The following is a 16,252-nucleotide window of genomic DNA, read 5'->3' on the forward strand; positions in this document are numbered from 1 at the left end:
CTTGGGCGCCTGTGGGTTGCTGCTCACGACGTCGACTCTAGTGCGAGATCGAGCCGGGGGGTCAGCGCGGCGACGTCGCCCGCCAGTCCGGGGTCGTCGAGCAGCCGGGCGACCGGTCCGTGCCCGGGCACCTCGGCCGCGGGCTCCAGGTCGAGCCAGGGCCGCAGCACGAAGGCGCGCAGGTGGACACGCGGGTGCGGCAGCGTCAGCTCGGGATCGTCGCTGAGCACCGGTCGCCCATCGGCGTCGCACACCGCGATCACGTCGACGTCGAGAGAGCGCGGGCCGAACCGGCGCTCCGGATCGCGTACCCGGCCCGCCATGGTCTCGGCCGTCCGCGCGCGTTCGAGCCAGTCGTGCGCGGTCGCTTCCGAATCGGCGACCAGGACAACCGCGTTCAGGTACGCCGGTTGGTCGGCATCGCCCCACGGCTGCGTCTCGTAGATGCCCGAGGCGCGCACCACGCTGCGGCCGAGCACCCGGATCGCCTGCCGCAGGTGGTGCTCGCGGTCGCCGAGGTTGCTCCCGAGGGAGAGAACGGCCCTGGTCACGTACGGCTCCGGCGCAGGGTGACGGCGACGTCGGCGAACTCGAGCGGGATCGGCGCCTGCGGCTTGTGGACGGTGACCTCGGCCGCCGACACTCGCTGGTCGTCGAGGCAGGCGGTGAGCAGCCGGTCGGCCAGCGTCTCGATCAGGTTGACCGGTTCGCCCCCGACGATCTCGGCCAGGCGGCCCGCGAGTTCGCCATAATGCACGGTGTCGGCCACGTCGTCGCTGGCCGCCGCCGGGGCGAGGTCGAGGTCGAGGCGTACGTCGATCACGAAGTCCTGGCCCTGCTCGCGCTCGAAGTCGAAGACGCCGTGCCGCCCGCGGACCCGCAGCCCGGTCAGCGTGATCTGGCCTTCCACGCGTTCACTCCTCCTCATTCACCCGGACCGCTCTGCTTGATCCTCCAGTCACAGGCGGTCACCGTGGCCGGAGCCGAGGCGAGCCGGTCGCCCTCCAGACCGCGAGCGCGTCGGCGGTAGCGGTCACGTCGTGCACGCGTACGCCCCAGGCCCCGGCGGCCACGGCGAGCACCGACGTGGCCAGGGTCGCCGCCTCGCGGTCCTCGACCGGGCGCGGGGCGCCGTCCGGGCCCGCCAGCAACCGGCCCAGATAGGTCTTGCGGCTGGCCGCGAACAGGACCGGGTAGCCCAGATCGATCAGGACGTCGAGGTGGGCGCTGAGGGCCCAGTTGTGCTCGGCGGTCTTGGCGAAGCCCAGCCCGGGGTCGAGAATGATCTGTCCCGGGGCGACACCGGCGGCGAGCGCGTCGTCCACCCGCTGCCGCAGCTCGTCGCGGACCTCGGAGACGACGTCGGCATAGACGGCCAGCTCGGTCATGTGGCGCGAGTGCCCGCGCCAGTGCATCAGGATCCACGGGCAACCGGCTTCGGCGACCACCCGGGCCATGCCCTGGTCGGCGAGACCCCCGGAGACGTCGTTGATCACCGCGGCGCCCGCCTCGAGGGCCGCGCGGGCGACCGCGGCCCGGGTGGTGTCGATGCTGAGCGGCACTCCGGCGCTCGCGAGGGCCCGGATCACCGGGACGACGCGGGAGATTTCCGTCTCGGCGTCCACCCTGCCGGCCCCGGGGCGGGTCGATTCCCCGCCCACGTCCACGATGTTCGCACCTGCGTAGTGCAGCTCAACGCCGTGCCGGACGGCGGCTTCCACGTCCGTGTATTTCCCGCCGTCCGAGAAGGAATCCGGGGTGACGTTGAGGACGCCCATCACGACCGGGTGATCCACATGCATCAACGCGCGGCCCGCGACCTGCGCTTCCGTCGGCTCAGTCGTCACTGCACGAGGGTACGGCGGGCGGGGTTGTCGCACGTGCGTACGATGGACTGTAACTCAATTTCACGCACGCCATCACCTTGCGTAACGTTTCGGACGCTTGTAGCCAAGAACGGCGGGCCGTACTCTTCGGATCTGGGCATCATTATTGGAACCGGAGAGAGCAGACGAGCATGGCAATGCCCGAACGGCTCACTCGACGCGCAGGGTGGGAAGTAGCACGATATGGGCGGTGCCGTGAGGCTTCACAACTGCAGCGTGCCCGAAACCCCCTAGCCGGGCACGGGGAGGTTTACCAATGATCGCCACTGAGCTCGCCCACCAGGCCGCGGCCATGCTTCAGCAGGCCACGCTGGCTGCGCCCGAACCCAAGGGCATCAACACCGAAGGCATCGTCACCTTCTTCGCCAGCAACATCGCGCCGATCCTGCTCGCGGTGCTGGGCGTGATCTTCATTGGACGAGCCAGCCGCGGTGAGATCTCCAAGGTCCTGACCAGTTCGGCCATCGCCATCGTGGGCCTGGCGTTCATCGCCGGCGCCGCGACCCTGTTCTTCGTCGGCGACTACCTCATCGACCTGATCTTCAACTGAGATGCGGCTTCGTACCGACGACGACATCTACCGGGCGCGCCTCGTCTATCTGGGCCCCCCGGGTTACACCCTGCCCATCCACCTGCCATACGCGCAGTACGGCATGTTCGTGGCGCTGGTTCCGCTCTTCATGGTCATGCACTACCTGCTGACCTGGGAGTTCGACCCCTTCCCGGCCTGGGAGATCGCCCTGGCCATGGTCACCACGTCGTACGTGTTCCGGCACGTCGACCCCGACCGGCCGGCCCGGGTCGTCATCCGGACCGCGCTCACCGACTGGCGCCGCACCCGCGAGCCGGCGGTGGAGCGCCGCGATCCGAGACTTGTCGCCACTCGCATCCGGGTTCGGGAGGAGTTGGTATGACCATTTCTGTCGCGTACTCCCTCGGAGCCGGCGCATGACCGGACCCGTTCCGCACGGGAATCCCCGCGCGGGTGCAGACACCCAGGGCAGGCAGAGTAACGGAGTGCGCTCGAACCACTACTCACCGTCCGATCCGGGCGACGAGGTCGCCGAGGAATTCGTCACCGCCCCCGGCCACGGCGCGGTCGGCGTCTTCCAGTCCCCTCAGCCGGTGCGGCCGCACGGCGGGCCGGTGGACACCACACTGGACATCGATTCGCCGTTCCTGGATCTGTTCGGCGGGGCCGCCCCGCCGACTCCGGTGTCCACCCCGGCGAGTGAATCCTCACCGAAGCCGCCCGCGGACGAGCCCGACCTGGATTTCGACTTCGGGTTCGACTTCGACGACCGGCCGACGGTGGCCAACGGGTCGGGCCCGGTCTCGGCTCCCCCGGCCGCCCGGTCCACCCCCTCCGCTCCCGCTCCGGCCATTCCGCCTCCCCCTCTGGCCCGGCCGGAACCGGCTACCCCGCCGGCGCCGATCGAACCGCACGCGGTCTCTGCGGCTCCGGTCCCGACTCCGGTTACTGAGCCGCCGGTGGCCGGGCCGCCGTTGTCCGAGCCCCCGGTCGCCGGGCCCCGCATCTCGGAGCCCCTGGTCGTCGAGCCCCTGATCGCCGATCCGCTGATCCCCGAGCCGCTGCCTTCCGGGCCACCGGCGCCGCGCGTGCCCGACCCCGGCCTCGACGACGACCCGGACGGTCCGTGGGGCACGCCCGAGCCGGCCACGCCGTTCAGCCGCGCGCCGATCGGGCCCAAGGCCGACTTCTTCGAGGAGTCCGGCGCCCCGGCCGACCCCGGGCTCGACGAGTGGCCCGACTTCGACAACTGGCCCCCCACGCCGCAGGCAAGTGCCGCGCCCGCCGCGCCGGCCCGGCCCGTCTCCGCGGCCCCCGTGTCAACGCCGCCGCTGTGGCAGACCGTGGGCGGTCAGGCTCGCCCGCCGCAGCCCGGCCCGGTGGAGGCGTACGCGCCGCCGTCCGAGGACGCTCCGGCCGAGGCCGCGCTGCCGGTGCCCGTACCGGAAAAGGCGCCCGCCAAGCGCAAGGAGAAGGTGCCGGCCCGGCGCCAGAAGGACTCCAAGCTGCCCGTACGGCAGGAAGTGAAGCAGCCCAAGCCGGTGGCGCTGCGGCCGCACAAGCTCAAGTTCAACGACCGCGACCCGGTCATGGAACTGGCGATCAGCGAGATCGCCGGCCACCTGACCTTCACCCAGAGCACGGTCACCGCCTGGTACTACCTGCCCGAGGTCCGCTGGGCGTTCCGGCCCGACGCCGAGCGCGAGGCCCTACTCAGCGCGATCTCCGAGCAGTACGCGGGCCTGGCCGGGTTCCGGTTGCATCTGCGCCGCACCAACCGGCCCTTCCCGGCCGACGAGTGGGCGCGCACGGTCGACTCCTTCACCGCGAAGCCGCTGCCCGACGTGCGCGGCGGCACCTCCTGGTCGGATCACCTGGTGGCCGCCCAGCGGCACCTACTCTCGGTCAACCACGCCGAGGGCCAGACCTACCTCGGGGTGACGTTCGCGCGGCGCTCGCTGGGCGACACGTTCTCCGAGCGCATCCTGCGGATCTTCGGCCGGGGCACCTCCGACGGCGAGCGGCGCAAGCTCAACCGCGCGGTCGAGCAGTTCGACGAGGTGCTCAACGCGTTCGGCATGCGCGGCCGGCGGGTCACCCCGCAGGAACTGGAATGGCTGCTGTTCCGCTCGGTCGCGCTCTGCATGGCCCCGCCCGGGCCGCTCAGCCCGGTGACCAACGGGCAGTGGGACACCGGCGACCTGCTCGCGCTGACCGAGCAGGTGGAGCGCTACCGGACGCCGTACGGGTCGACGGTGAAGCTGGTCAACCGGATGACCGGCGAGGAAAGGCACGTCGCGGTGCTCTCGGTCGGGCGCATGGAACCGCTCGAGATCCCCGAGAAGCACGAGCCGTGGATGCACTTCCACGAGCGTCTGCCCTGGCCCATGGAGCTGTCCTCCCGCATCGACATCCTCGGCTCGAACAGCTCGTTCAAGAACCTCGAGCACCGGCTCCGGATGATCCGCTCGCAGCAGCTCGACTACGCCGAGCACGGCATCGACGCCCCGCCCGAGCTGGAGCGTCTGGCCAAGCGGGCCCTGGTGATCGGCGATGAGATGACCACCGGGCTGCCGGTCGAGTCGGCCCGCGCGCACGGCTGGCACCGGATCGCCGTCGGCGGCGCCACCCGCGAAGAGTGCCTCGAGCGGGCCCGCCGACTGATCCAGCTCTACTCGCGCGAACTGCGGATCTCGCTGCAGCACCCGAAGAACCAGGACCAGCTGGCCCGCGAGTTCATCCCGGGTGAACCGATCGCGAACACCGGCTACGTGCGGCGGATGCCGGTGAAGCTGCTGGCCGCGGCCCTGCCGCAGGCGGCCTCCACGGTCGGTGACCGGCGAGGCGACCTGATCGGGCGTACGGCGGGCACGTGCCGCCGACCGGTCTTCCTCGACCTGCACTTCCCGATGGAGGTGCGCGAGCGGTCCGGCCTCGGTGTGTTCGTGGCCGAGCCCGGCGGTGGCAAGTCGACGCTGATGGGCGCGCTCGGCTACCTCAACGCCCGCCGCGGCGTGCAGGTGACCCTCCTCGACCCGTCCGGCCCGCTGGCCCGCCTGTGCCAGATGCCGGAGCTGCGCCCGTACTCGCGTGTGCTCAACCTGACCGGCTCGGAACAGGGCACGCTGGCTCCGTACGCGTTGATTCCCACGCCCGTACGCTCGGAGTTCGCCACCGGGCCGGGCGGCGATCGCGAATACGAGATCGCCGTCTCCAACGCCCGGGCCGAGCGCCGCATGCTGGTGCAGGACATCTGCTCGATGCTGGTGCCGCCCCAGGTGGCCAAGGAGGCGTCCACGGCGACGCTGCTGCGCCACGCCGTACGCCAGGTGCCGGCCGAGGAATCGTCCACGCTCGACGACGTCGTACGGACCCTGCAGGGCCTGGACGACGACGAGGGCCGCGAGCTGGCCAACCTGCTGCTCGACACGGCCGAGATGCCGCTGGCGCTGCTGTTCTTCGGCTCGCCACCGCAGCACCTGCTCGGCGCGGACGCCGCCCTTACCGTGATCACCATGGCCGGCCTGCGCCTGCCCGACCTCAAGATCGAGCGCGAGTACTGGTCGGCCGAGGAGTCGCTGGCCCTGCCGATGCTGCACACGGCCCACCGGCTCGCGGTGCGGCGCTGCTACGGCGGCTCGATGTCCTCGCGCAAGATGGTCGGTCTCGACGAGGCCCACTTCATGGAGGGCTGGCGGTCCGGGCGTTCCTTCCTCGTACGCCTCGCCCGCGACTCCCGCAAGTGGAACCTCGCGGCGTTGGTGGCATCGCAGAACCCGCGCGACATCCTCGGCCTCGACGTGCAGAACCTGGTGTCGACGGTCTTCGTCGGCCGCATCGCGGAAGACCAGGAGATCGCGTCCGAGGCGCTACGGCTGCTGCGGGTGCCGGTGCACGACGGCTACGAGGCCACTTTGGCGTCGCTGTCGCAGATCGACACCTCGTCGTCGTCGCGGCTCGGATTCCGTGAGTTCGTGATGCGAGACGTCGATGGACGCGTCCAGAAGGTCCGTGTCGACGTGTCGTACGTTGAAGGTCTGCTGGAGCACCTCGACACGACGCCGAGCGCCGCCAAGGCGACCCCGGCGATTCCGATGTTGCCGTCCGACCTGGAGGTTTGAGATGGTGCGGCGGGGGTTGGCGCTACTGATGACCATGTTCGTCATGGTGGTGGCGTCGATCGTGTGGGCGGTCGCCGCGCCGCCTGCGTCGGCGGCGCCGGCGCGGGCTCCGGGCGGCGCGTGCAGCGTCGAGGAGTGGCAGCAGGACTTCAAGGGCTGCGTTAGCCGCCTGACCAAGGTCAGCGCGAGTCGCGCGTCGTGTCTGAAGCCGCCCACGCCAAGCACTCCGGACTCGGGATTGGCCGGGTGGTTCGCTGAACGGCCGGCGTCGTCCAAAGGCGACGGGCCTCAGGGCCTCTACAGCGAGTACGGCTACGCGGGATACAGCTACACGACCTACGATCTCGACAGTGGCTGCGCCTCCACATTGGTCGACCCAGACTATAAGTTCGAAACAACGGTCGCCAATGGCGAATTCATGATGGCCACAGCGATCATCGGCGCATCAAACGCGCTGCGCGAACGGGCATGGAACCCCGAATCCCTCTGGGGTTGGGCCGACCCGCTAGTCCAGCAGGCAACGACGGCGGTCTACGAGAAGGTCTTCAGCGTCTTCGGCGTAATTACCCTGGGCATTGTCGGAATCTATCTGATCTGGCGGTCCAGGCAGGCCGAAATGGGCGCAGCAATGACAACTGCCGGCTGGGCTCTTTTGGTCATGGTTGCGGTGACAGCAATCGCCGCCTGGCCGGTCCGGTCAGCCAACATCGCTGACCAGACGCTGATCGGCACCCTGAGTGTGGTGCACGACGCGGTCGGGCCGCGCCCAGAAAACGGGACTGGTAACGGCTGCCGCCTCGGAGGTACCGACGCTTGTGAGGATCAGCGGCCACCGGCCGTCCGGGCCAGTGACACATCCACCGAAACCATGCTTTATCGCAATTGGCTCCGCGGCATTCTTGGCTCCGCTACCAGCGACACCGCCAAGAAGTACGGCCAGGCACTTTACGATTCGCGGTCACTGACCTGGGACGAAGCGCAACGAATTCGGGACAACCCGGCCACCCGCGACGGGATTCTAGAAGGCAAGCAGACCCAATGGGAAACGGTTGCCGAACAGATCAAGCAGGAAGATCCTGAGGCCTACGAATATCTGCAGGGCGTCAACGGCATGGATCGCATTGGCGCCGGCTTTATCGCCGTTCTGGCAGCAATCATGTTTGCCATGTTCGACCTGACTGCCTCGGTTCTCGTACTGCTCGGCTTCCTGGTGTTCCGATGGGCAGTCATCGCCGCACCCATTCTAGGAACCGTAGGCCTGCTGCGCCCGGCCAACTCGGGGATCAAGCGACTTGGCAACGCTGTCGTCGCCGCCATCTTCAACATCGCAATCTTCGGAACAGGCGCAGCGATCTATCTGTTCGCCGTAGATCTGATCATGAATACGGCGAGCCTGCCGGGCTGGCTCCAGGTCGTTCTGGTCTTCCTCTGCGGTCTGGTCGGCTGGATGCTGCTCCGGCCGTACCGACGAGTCACCCAACTCGGAGGCAAGGACAACGCCCGCACCATAACCACTGGTTCGTGGACACGCAGGTTCTTCCAAGACATGCGAGAGGCTTCCAAGGTCGAAACCAGCGACGCCCGCGACGGTCAGGTGGTCGCCAAGGGCGGTGGCCGCACGGTCTACGTCGATCAGGGCAATCTGCGACCCGAGGCTCGTCTGGAGGATCCCGCCCACGCGCCGAAACGCGCCGAGCCGCTACCCGTGTCTCACGGCGTTTCGACGCCGACCCGGCCGGATGGCACCGAGTCCGGCCGCGACGAAGCTCCGGTAACAACGGCGCCGGCCACGAAGGCGCCGACGAACCGTGAACGGCGCTCGCCCGGCTGGACCGAACCAGAGGTATCCGAACAACCGGCGTCCTACGCCATCTACCGGCCGGAGACCGGCAGCACCAGTTCCGAGCCGTCCACTCCGCGCATTCGCTCCGAGGCCAAGTGATCGCATGCCCCGTACTCTCGAACTCGGCCTCAATCGAATCTTCCGGTCGCGGTGGGGCGTAGCGATCGTTCTGGCCGTCATCGTCCTGGCGATCATCGGCATCGGCCGGTTGTTCGCGGGCGGTAACGACTCGCCGCCACCCCTGGGCAACACCTCGGCCGGTCCGACGGTGAGCGTGGATCCCAAACAGGACGACAGCATCATCGACACGGAGCCGCCGCCGAGCCCGTCGACCACCCCGGGCCGCGCCCAGCCGGAGGCGGTCGCCTACGCCTTCGCGTCCGCGTGGGCCGATCACCAGAACGTCACGCCCAAGGCGTGGCGTGCGCAGCTGTTGCCCAATTCCACCTCGAAGCTGGCCAACGAGCTGGACGGGGTCGACCCGTCGTCCGTGCCGGCCGAGCGCGTGATCGGTCGGCCAAGCCTGGTTCCGATCAGCGAGACCGTGGTGAACGCCGTCGTCACCATGGACACCGGGAAGCTCAGCCTGCGCCTGATCTCGCCGGACGGTCACTGGCGGGTCGACGGGATCGACTGGGACTCGGCGTGAGCATCCCCCGGCCGCGAAAGATCGTTCTCCTCGTCGCCCTGGTCGCGACGCTGGCGCTGCTCTGCTGCGGTGGAAGCATCACGGCCCTGCTGGTCGGCGGTCTCACCGACGAGGGCAACGACAAGCTGACCGCCTCCGGCGGCTGCGGCAAGGCCGGGCCGATCGACCCGGACACCAAGCTGCCGCGGGTGCGGCCGTACGGCGCGGAGCAGATCCGCAACGCGGCCGTCATCATCAACGTCGGCGCCAACCTGAAGATGCCGCCCCGGGCCTGGGTCATCGCGATCGCCACCGCGATGCAGGAATCCCGGCTGAACAACCTGGGAAACCTCGGCGCCCGCAACGACCACGACTCGCTCGGCCTGTTCCAGCAGCGCCCGAGCACCGGCTGGGGCACGCCCAAGCAGGTGCAGGACCCGGTGTACTCGAGCACGAAGTTCTACAACAAGCTCAAGACGGTCCAGGGCTGGGAGAAGATGCCGCTGACCCGGGCGGCGCAGCGGGTGCAGATCAGCGCCTACCCCGACGCGTATGCGAAGCATGAGCCGATCGCCACCCAGATCGTGAACATGCTGGCCGACGGGGCGGCGAACGCGGCCGGCAACTCGGTGGCGATGGTCTGCGCCTCGGCCGGTCAGATCGCCGCCTCGGGCTGGACGCTGCCGGTCGGCGCGGTGGTCGGCTCCGGGTTCCGCAGCGCGTCCCGGCCGACCCACCAGGGCGTCGACCTGATCGCCGGAAAGCAGACGCCGATCACGGCGGCGGCCAGCGGCATCGTCTCCAAGGTGAAGTGCGACGAGGACCACAGCGGGCGGCACACGTGCAACGTCGACGGCTACCCGGGCAAGGGCGGATGCGGTTGGATGGTGGAGATCCAGCACGCCGGCAACGTCATGACGAGGTACTGCCACATGATCGTGAGGCCGTTCGTCCGCGAGGGCCAGGAGGTCGCGGCCGGTGAGACCATCGGCCGGGTCGGTAGCAGCGGCAACTCGTCCGGGCCGCACCTGCACTTCGAGGTCCACCTCAACAACGACCGATCCAGCGCGGGAGCGATCGACCCGGTGCAGTTCATGCGCGAGCAGGGCACGCCGCTGGGCGGCTCGGGATGAGCCGTGAGCCGTTCCCCGACCCGTTCGCCGGGCACCCCGAGTGGGAGCTGCAGCCGCCACGCCCGATCGTGCCGACGCCGGCCACCATGAGCGGACAGCTGCGCGGGCGGCGGGTCCTCATCGGCCTGCCGGGGCACGGGTGGCGCTCGGATCTGCGCGCCGACGAGAAGGTCGTCCAGGGCAGCCGCACCTATGTGCCGGTGATGTCGGAGGGCGAGTGGTATCGCGCCGAGGCCGAGCAGACCGAGATCTTCGCGCCTCTCGTGCCGGTCGAGCGGGTCTGGGTCGAAGAGTTCGGAGTCGCGGGTATCGCACTGCCCACCGACGACGCCAATTCGCGGCTGGTGTCTCTGGACGAGCCCGCCCGGCGCACACCGGTACCGGCGCTCGACGCCTCGTCACTGTCCGGGCGTCGTGTAGTGCGGCTGCTGGATGATGGCGGCGAAGAGCGGGACCTGCGCGCGGTGACCGAGCTGCACACCAATCACGAGGGCGAGATCTGTGCCCGTGTCACCACGGAACTCGACTGGTATCGCTGGGGGTGGAGCGGTCATGCACCACGAACACTCGAGGTGACCGCGCACTTGCTTTGGTCCGAGTAGGCGCTAAGAAACCTGCTGGGCTCCGCACACCCGCCAACCGTCTTGGTCGACCATCGGAAGTCGCCAAGATCTGGTGAACCGCTCGCTGCCGTCTGAGATCGCCTGGCGCAGCTCGGTGGTGGCCACAGTCTGGCCGCCCTCCTGGCTGACCACGATGCTGGTCCACGTGACTCGGATGCCGATGGAGAACTTCTGTTGCCGGCTGACGATGTCGTTCCGCACCGCCGAGATCTCGGCGAAGTCTCCGCCGGATGTGCACTGATAGAGCGCGGCCTCTTTGTCGTCGCGGTTGACGAGATAGGCACGTAGGAAGTTGTCGGCCACCGCGTCGGGCTCGGCTCGCTCGATCTTTGTTTCGTCGTCGTAGAGCAGCACAGCCACCCCCACGCCTCCGAGGCAGAGCAGCCCCAGAACCCCGGCCCCCAGCGCCAACCACAGCCGCAGCCGGCGGTTGCGCGGCTTCTTGACCGGGGCCGCCGCCGGCGAGGTCACGCCCGGTGGTGGGGTCGCGGGTTCGGGCACGGGCTCCTGCGGTTGCACACATACGACAGTAGTGCCTCCGCACACCGATCACCCCGGACGGGCCGCGAGCGGCACAAGCCCGACGACGCGGACATCGATCCGGCTACCGGGAACGCGATGCCCCGCCACGTCTGGGATAAGTTTTATCCGCACACAGGAGGTGAGAGCGGTGGTGGATTCAGCTCTGCGGGTCCAGCAGGCTGCCGCTTTGCACCGGCAGGCGGCGGCGCTGGCCGATGCCGCCTCGACGGCGCTCGATGGTGACGCGTCGTCGCCCGATCCGCGCGAGCAGCATCGCCTGGCCGAGGATCTGCGGGCGGCGGCCGGGGCGCTGGCTCCGGGCTGGCTCGGCGCGCCCCTCGACGCGCAGTCGGTCAACACGCCGCTGGGCGGTGTCTACCCACCGCAGTTCGTCCGGCTCGGGTCCGCTCAGCTGCTCGACGACAGCCGTTTCCCGGCGATCGTCCCGTTGCTGGGCACAGGCCACCTGACCATCGACGCCACCGCCACCGATTCTCGCGTCTTCGGGCTGCTGCGCGCGATCCTGCTGCGCCTGCTGGCCGCCGCTCCGGCCGGTTCGCTGCTGGTCCGCGCGGTCGACGGCATCGGCGGCGGTGAGGTGTTCGCGCCCTTCGCCGATCTGCGTGACGCGGGCCTGCTGTCGCCGCCCGCCACCGATCGTCAGGGCCTGCGTGACGTGCTCGCCGAGGCCGAGAAGTGGCTTCGTCCGGGGCGTGGGGTGGCCCCGCGGCGCACCCGGCGTGACCGCATGATGCTGGTGGTCATCGCCAGCCTGCCCGAGCTGACCGAGGGCGAGGAACTGCGCCGCATTGCCGCGCTGGCCCAGCAGGGTCCCGATTCCGGCCTGCATCTGATCGTGGCCGGCTGGCCCCCGCCGCCGCTGACCGCCGAGACGACCCAGGCGCCGCTGCCGCGGACGACGATGGTGTCGGTCCGGAATCCGTACGCGGTGATCGGTGATCCGCCCGGGGCGACGTTCGGCTCGACGCCCGATGTGTCGTGGCTCAACGCTCCGGTCTTCCTCGACGAGGATCCGCCGCCCCACCTGATCGACTCGGTGTGCCGCGAGCTGGCCGCCCACTCGGCCGCGGCGTCCCGGGTGACGCTGGCCGACCTGCTGCCCGAGCCGGGTGAGGAATTGTGGTCGGGCGACGCGGCCGAGGGTCTGAGCACGGTCGTGGGCCATGACGGGGACACGCCGCTGGCGTTGCGGTTCAACGATGTGACCCCACATTGGATCGTCGGCGGCCGGGCCGGCGCGGGCAAGACCGCCTTCCTGATCAACGTGCTGTACGGGTTGGGCGCCCGTTACAGCCCGTCCGAGCTGGCCCTCTATCTGCTCGACTTCAAGGAGGGCGTCACCTTCGCCGAGTTCGTGCCGACCCGGCGCGACCGCACCTGGCTGCCGCATGCGCGGGCGGTGGGGGTCGAGGCCGACCGGGAATACGGTCTGGCCGTGCTGCGCGAGCTCAACGCGGAGATGTCGCGCCGCTCGACGGCGTACGAGAGGGCGGGTGTCTCGACTCTCAAGGAGCTGCGCGTCGCCGCGGCCGAGGACGGGCTGAAGCGTCCGTTGCCGCGGATTCTGTGTGTGGTCGACGAGTTCCCGGTGCTGCTGGGCGGCGGTGATCCGGTGGCGGCCGAGGCGACGGCGCTGCTCGACTCGCTGGCCCGCACGGGTCGTTCGTGCGGCATCCATCTGGTGCTGGCCAGCCAGAACACGACGGGCGTGTCGGCGCTGTATGCCAAGCGCGATTCGTTCTTCGGCCAGTTTCCCGTACGCATCGCGTTGCCCGGCGGCGGCGACGTGCTGGAGCCGGCCAACGACTCGGCGGCGGGTCTGCCCCTGGGCACGGCGGTGGTCAACACGGCGGGCGGCCTCGGTGGCCCGCGCGGCGCCACCCGGGGGCATGAGCGCATCATCCGTTTCCCCGACCCGCACGCCGACGAGGAACTGCTCAGCGACCTGCGGCACAAGCTGTGGGGCGCCCGCGATCCGGAGTCGCAGCCGCCGCGCATCTTCGCCGGGTACGCCCATCAGCATCTGGCCGACGACCCGACGTATCGGGCCGCGCTGGCCGGTCGTGGGACGATCCCGTCCGCGCTGCTGGGCCGGATGCTCGACGTGGGCCTGTCCACGGCGGCGTTCCCGCTCGACGCCACGCCCGGACGGCATCTGGCGATCTTCGGTTCGCAGGCGTCGGCGTCCGAGGTGCTCGATGCGGCCGCTCGCAGTGTGGCCGCGTTCCACCCGCCGCGTACGGCACGCTTTGTGATCGCGTCTCTGGTCGCCGAGGGTGACCGTCTCGCCGAGGGCCTGGCCGCCGAAATCGGTCATCGGCAGGAGGTCGTGCTGGTCGACCGGGCCGGTCTGGCCGACGAGTTCGATCCCGGGCGTCCGGGCTATCGCGTGGTTTTCGGCATGGACGCGCTCGCCCCCGGGGTTCTGCCGGCGTTCCTGCGGGACGGCCCGTCGCGGGGTGCGCATCTGCTGGCCTGGTGGCGTGATCCGCGCGCGTGCACCTCAGGTGTCGACGTGGCCGGGCTGCTGTTCCTCAACGTGCCGCCGGCCGAGATCGCGGCGACGATCGGCGAGCCGGTGGAGTGGCTGCCCCGGCCGAACCGCGCGCTTTTGCACGATCGCCAGTCCGGCCGCACGGTCACGCTCGTGCCGTTCCTCGACCCCGGTGTGGGCGACGACTGGGGTGACGAGGCGTGACCGATCAGCAGCAGGCGACCAGTCCGATTCCGGCGCAGCCGACACCTCCGGCTCCGGGTCCGTGGGCCGATTATCTGGCGGCCGCCCAGCGCCTCGACTCCGTGCGCCGGGCCGCGAGCGCCGCGTCGGCCGAGCATCAGGCGGCGGTCATGGCGGCGAGCCAGGAGCTTTCCTCCGTACGATCCCGGCTCGCGGCCCAGGAGGCCCGGCTGGCTCAGGAGCTGGGCGTCCCGGTGCTCGAGCTGCGCCCGCAGCCCGCCGACCTGCAGGTGGCCGCGCAGGCCGCCGGTTCGGGTCCCGCGGCCGCGCTGGGCGCCTTGCAGCAGGCCCGGCGGGCGGCCGACGCCGGCGACGCGATCCTGGCCGAGACTTCACCGGCCCGCAGGTGGCGGCCGTGGGCGCGCAACCTGCTCATCTACGGCCCGTTCGCGGCCGTGGTGCTGATCGTGCAGATCGCGCTGTACTTGGTGGCGTCGCCCGGCACGGTGCCTACGTACGCCCTGCTGTGCGGCCTGACCATGCCTGTTCTGGCCTTCGGCCTGGGCTGGGTGACGATCGGTTTCGTCTACGGCGGCGAACCGGGCGGCGTCGACCGCACCCCGATCATCGGCGCGGTCGCCTGCCTGGTGCCGGTGCTGCTCACGTGCATGGGCGTGGGGCTGGCGAGCTTCTTCAACTGAGGGTGGCGGTCAGGTCGACCTCGACCAGTTGCCCGCGGAAGCCCAGCACGGTCACGCCGAGCAGCGTCGACGCCGTGGTGAAGGCCGGGGCCAGCGGCGATTCGTTGAGCCGGTCCCACACGGCCGCGAGCTGGGTGCTGTCGGCGCTGACGACGTAGATCACCGAGCGGACCACGTCGCCCGGCGCGGCGCCGGCCGCTTCGAGCACGGCCAGGCAGTTGGCGATCACCTGGTCGGTCTGGGCCTCGAAGTCGCCCGGTTCGCCGACGACCTTGCCGTCGAGGTCGAGTGGGCACTGCCCGGCCAGGTGGGCGAGGCGGCTCTCGGACGAGATGGTGATGTGGGAGTAGCCGGGGGGCTCGTGGACGGTGGCGGGATTGAGCTTCTTCTCGATCACGGCCCCAGTATTCCGAGGGTCACCGGAGGCGAACACCGATTAACCGATCCGCCCGGCCTGTCGGCCTCTGAGCCCGGCTTCTCGCCCAACCAGGCCTGTCGGCCCTGAGCTTCGGACCCCGGTCAGCCGAACCAGCCGGGCACGTCGACCGGGAAGCCTGCGGCGGGCACGACCGTACGCAGGGATGACTCGAGCGACGCAACGCGCTCGGCGCCGAGGCGTTCGACCCAGCGCGCCCGCAGCCGGTCGAAGATCTCGGCCGACTGGGTCAGCATGTCGAGGCCGAGCGGGGTCAGCCTGATCAGCTTGCGGCGGGCGTCGTGCGGGTCGTCGGCGCGTTCGACGTAGCCGAGGGCGGCGAGGCGGTCGACGGTCTTGCCGGCGGCCTGTTTGGAGACGCCGAGCCGCCGCCCGACCTCGCTGGCCGTGGCGCCGCCCGGCCCGATCGCCTGCATGGCGAATCCGTGCACCGGACGCGCGTCGGGGTGCCCGCGTTCGGCCAGTTCGGCATGCAACTCGTCGATGAGCGAGCGGAAGCCCGCGAACAGCAGCAACGGCAGTTCGAAGCCCGGCGGCTCGAAATCAGCCATTGGCAAACTCGACAACCTGGTTTACGGTTTCGACAACCACGTTGACGAGTTTACCGGAGGCACGATGTTCATCCAGCACACCCTCGACTCCGCCCCGGCCGGTTCCCGCCCGCTGATCGAGTCGACCGTCCAGCATCTCGGCCATCTGCCCGCCGCGGTGGGCCTGCTGGCCGAGTCACCCGAGATGCTCGGCGGGTTTCTGCAGGCCAGTTCGCTGTTCGAGGCGAGCACGCTCGACCCGCTGGCCCGCGAGGTCGTGGTCATGGTGATCGCCGCCCGCAACGACTGCCGGGTCTGCCTGGCCATGCACACCGGCCGGCTGCGCACCCTGGACGCCGACGCCGCGCTGATCACCGCCCTGCGTACGGGCGCACCCCCGGCCGATCCTCGGCTGGCCGCGCTGCGGGACTTCACGCTGCGGGTGCTGGGCACGGCGGGCGAGGTGCCCGACGACGAGATGGCGGAGTTCCTGGCCGCGGGCTTCACCCGGCGCAACGCGCTCGAGGTGGTGCTGGGCATCGGCACGTACACGATGTCGACGCTGGCCAACCGCATGGTCGGCGCTTGAGCCCATTTGG

At 70.1% G+C, this 16,252-nt stretch carries 16 protein-coding genes; 10 read left to right on the forward strand and 6 right to left on the reverse strand.

The annotated features are described in order from the left end of the window. Positions 1-23: 23 nt before the first annotated feature. Genes folK through folP form a run of 3 tightly spaced genes read right to left on the reverse strand, consistent with a single transcriptional unit; the run spans position 24 to position 1,802 of the window. Positions 24-551: a 2-amino-4-hydroxy-6-hydroxymethyldihydropteridine diphosphokinase gene (folK, locus tag ACZ3I4_RS39840; protein WP_465387307.1), complete on the reverse strand. Its 528-nt coding sequence runs from the start codon at positions 549-551 to the stop codon at positions 24-26. After that, entirely contained in the window at positions 548-910 is a 363-nt protein-coding gene (folB, locus tag ACZ3I4_RS39845; RefSeq protein ID WP_465387308.1) for a dihydroneopterin aldolase, read from the reverse strand. Before folB ends, folK begins: the two co-directional genes overlap by 4 nt. Before the next feature lie 58 nt (positions 911-968). Continuing rightward, entirely contained in the window at positions 969-1,802 is an 834-nt protein-coding gene (gene folP, locus ACZ3I4_RS39850; RefSeq protein ID WP_465387477.1) for a dihydropteroate synthase, read from the reverse strand. 340 nt (positions 1,803-2,142) lie between these two features. On the opposite strand from folP, the gene ACZ3I4_RS39855 reads away from it, so the two are divergent. The 7 genes from ACZ3I4_RS39855 (at position 2,143) to ACZ3I4_RS39885 (ending at position 10,745) form a co-directional block, all read left to right on the forward strand. Then, positions 2,143-2,436: a hypothetical protein gene (locus ACZ3I4_RS39855; RefSeq protein WP_465387309.1), complete on the forward strand. Its 294-nt coding sequence runs from the start codon at positions 2,143-2,145 to the stop codon at positions 2,434-2,436. A gap of 1 nt (position 2,437) precedes the next feature. After that, on the forward strand, positions 2,438-2,800 hold the full coding sequence (locus ACZ3I4_RS39860) for a hypothetical protein (protein ID WP_465387310.1): 363 nt from the start codon (positions 2,438-2,440) through the stop codon (positions 2,798-2,800). Positions 2,801-2,903: 103 nt separating this feature from the next. Further along, positions 2,904-6,539, forward strand: a complete 3,636-nt coding sequence (locus ACZ3I4_RS39865) for an ATP-binding protein (RefSeq protein ID WP_465387311.1) — start codon at positions 2,904-2,906, stop codon at positions 6,537-6,539. 1 nt (position 6,540) lies between these two features. After that, positions 6,541-8,481, forward strand: coding sequence for an MFS transporter (locus tag ACZ3I4_RS39870; RefSeq protein WP_465387312.1), 1,941 nt, complete (start codon positions 6,541-6,543; stop codon positions 8,479-8,481). 4 nt (positions 8,482-8,485) lie between these two features. Then, positions 8,486-9,031 (forward strand): hypothetical protein, encoded by a 546-nt coding sequence (locus ACZ3I4_RS39875; RefSeq protein WP_465387313.1) that lies wholly within the window; start codon positions 8,486-8,488, stop codon positions 9,029-9,031. Continuing rightward, positions 9,028-10,143, forward strand: a complete 1,116-nt coding sequence (locus ACZ3I4_RS39880; RefSeq protein ID WP_465387314.1) for a M23 family metallopeptidase — start codon at positions 9,028-9,030, stop codon at positions 10,141-10,143. Before ACZ3I4_RS39875 ends, ACZ3I4_RS39880 begins: the two co-directional genes overlap by 4 nt. Then, on the forward strand, positions 10,140-10,745 hold the full coding sequence (locus tag ACZ3I4_RS39885; RefSeq protein WP_465387315.1) for a hypothetical protein: 606 nt from the start codon (positions 10,140-10,142) through the stop codon (positions 10,743-10,745). The genes ACZ3I4_RS39880 and ACZ3I4_RS39885 overlap by 4 nt, the downstream gene beginning before the upstream one ends. A gap of 3 nt (positions 10,746-10,748) precedes the next feature. Here ACZ3I4_RS39885 and ACZ3I4_RS39890 read toward each other — a convergent pair whose 3' ends face one another. Next, positions 10,749-11,285: a hypothetical protein gene (locus tag ACZ3I4_RS39890; protein ID WP_465387316.1), complete on the reverse strand. Its 537-nt coding sequence runs from the start codon at positions 11,283-11,285 to the stop codon at positions 10,749-10,751. Between the two features lie 142 nt (positions 11,286-11,427). On the opposite strand from ACZ3I4_RS39890, the gene ACZ3I4_RS39895 reads away from it, so the two are divergent. Both ACZ3I4_RS39895 and ACZ3I4_RS39900 read left to right on the forward strand, forming a co-directional pair. After that, positions 11,428-14,007 (forward strand): FtsK/SpoIIIE domain-containing protein, encoded by a 2,580-nt coding sequence (locus tag ACZ3I4_RS39895; RefSeq protein ID WP_465387317.1) that lies wholly within the window; start codon positions 11,428-11,430, stop codon positions 14,005-14,007. Further along, on the forward strand, positions 14,004-14,687 hold the full coding sequence (locus ACZ3I4_RS39900; protein ID WP_465387318.1) for a hypothetical protein: 684 nt from the start codon (positions 14,004-14,006) through the stop codon (positions 14,685-14,687). Before ACZ3I4_RS39895 ends, ACZ3I4_RS39900 begins: the two co-directional genes overlap by 4 nt. Here ACZ3I4_RS39900 and ACZ3I4_RS39905 read toward each other — a convergent pair. Further along, positions 14,680-15,084: a RidA family protein gene (locus ACZ3I4_RS39905; protein WP_465387319.1), complete on the reverse strand. Its 405-nt coding sequence runs from the start codon at positions 15,082-15,084 to the stop codon at positions 14,680-14,682. The two genes, ACZ3I4_RS39900 and ACZ3I4_RS39905, sit on opposite strands and share 8 nt — an antisense overlap. Before the next feature lie 122 nt (positions 15,085-15,206). Next, positions 15,207-15,674, reverse strand: coding sequence for a MarR family winged helix-turn-helix transcriptional regulator (locus tag ACZ3I4_RS39910; RefSeq protein WP_465387320.1), 468 nt, complete (start codon positions 15,672-15,674; stop codon positions 15,207-15,209). Between the two features lie 64 nt (positions 15,675-15,738). Here ACZ3I4_RS39910 and ACZ3I4_RS39915 point away from each other — a divergent pair, with 64 nt between their 5' ends. After that, positions 15,739-16,242, forward strand: coding sequence for a carboxymuconolactone decarboxylase family protein (locus tag ACZ3I4_RS39915; RefSeq protein ID WP_465387321.1), 504 nt, complete (start codon positions 15,739-15,741; stop codon positions 16,240-16,242). The last annotated feature ends 10 nt before the right edge of the window (positions 16,243-16,252 follow it).

The sequence above is a fragment of the Actinoplanes sp. NPDC021490 genome, assembly GCF_055562135.1.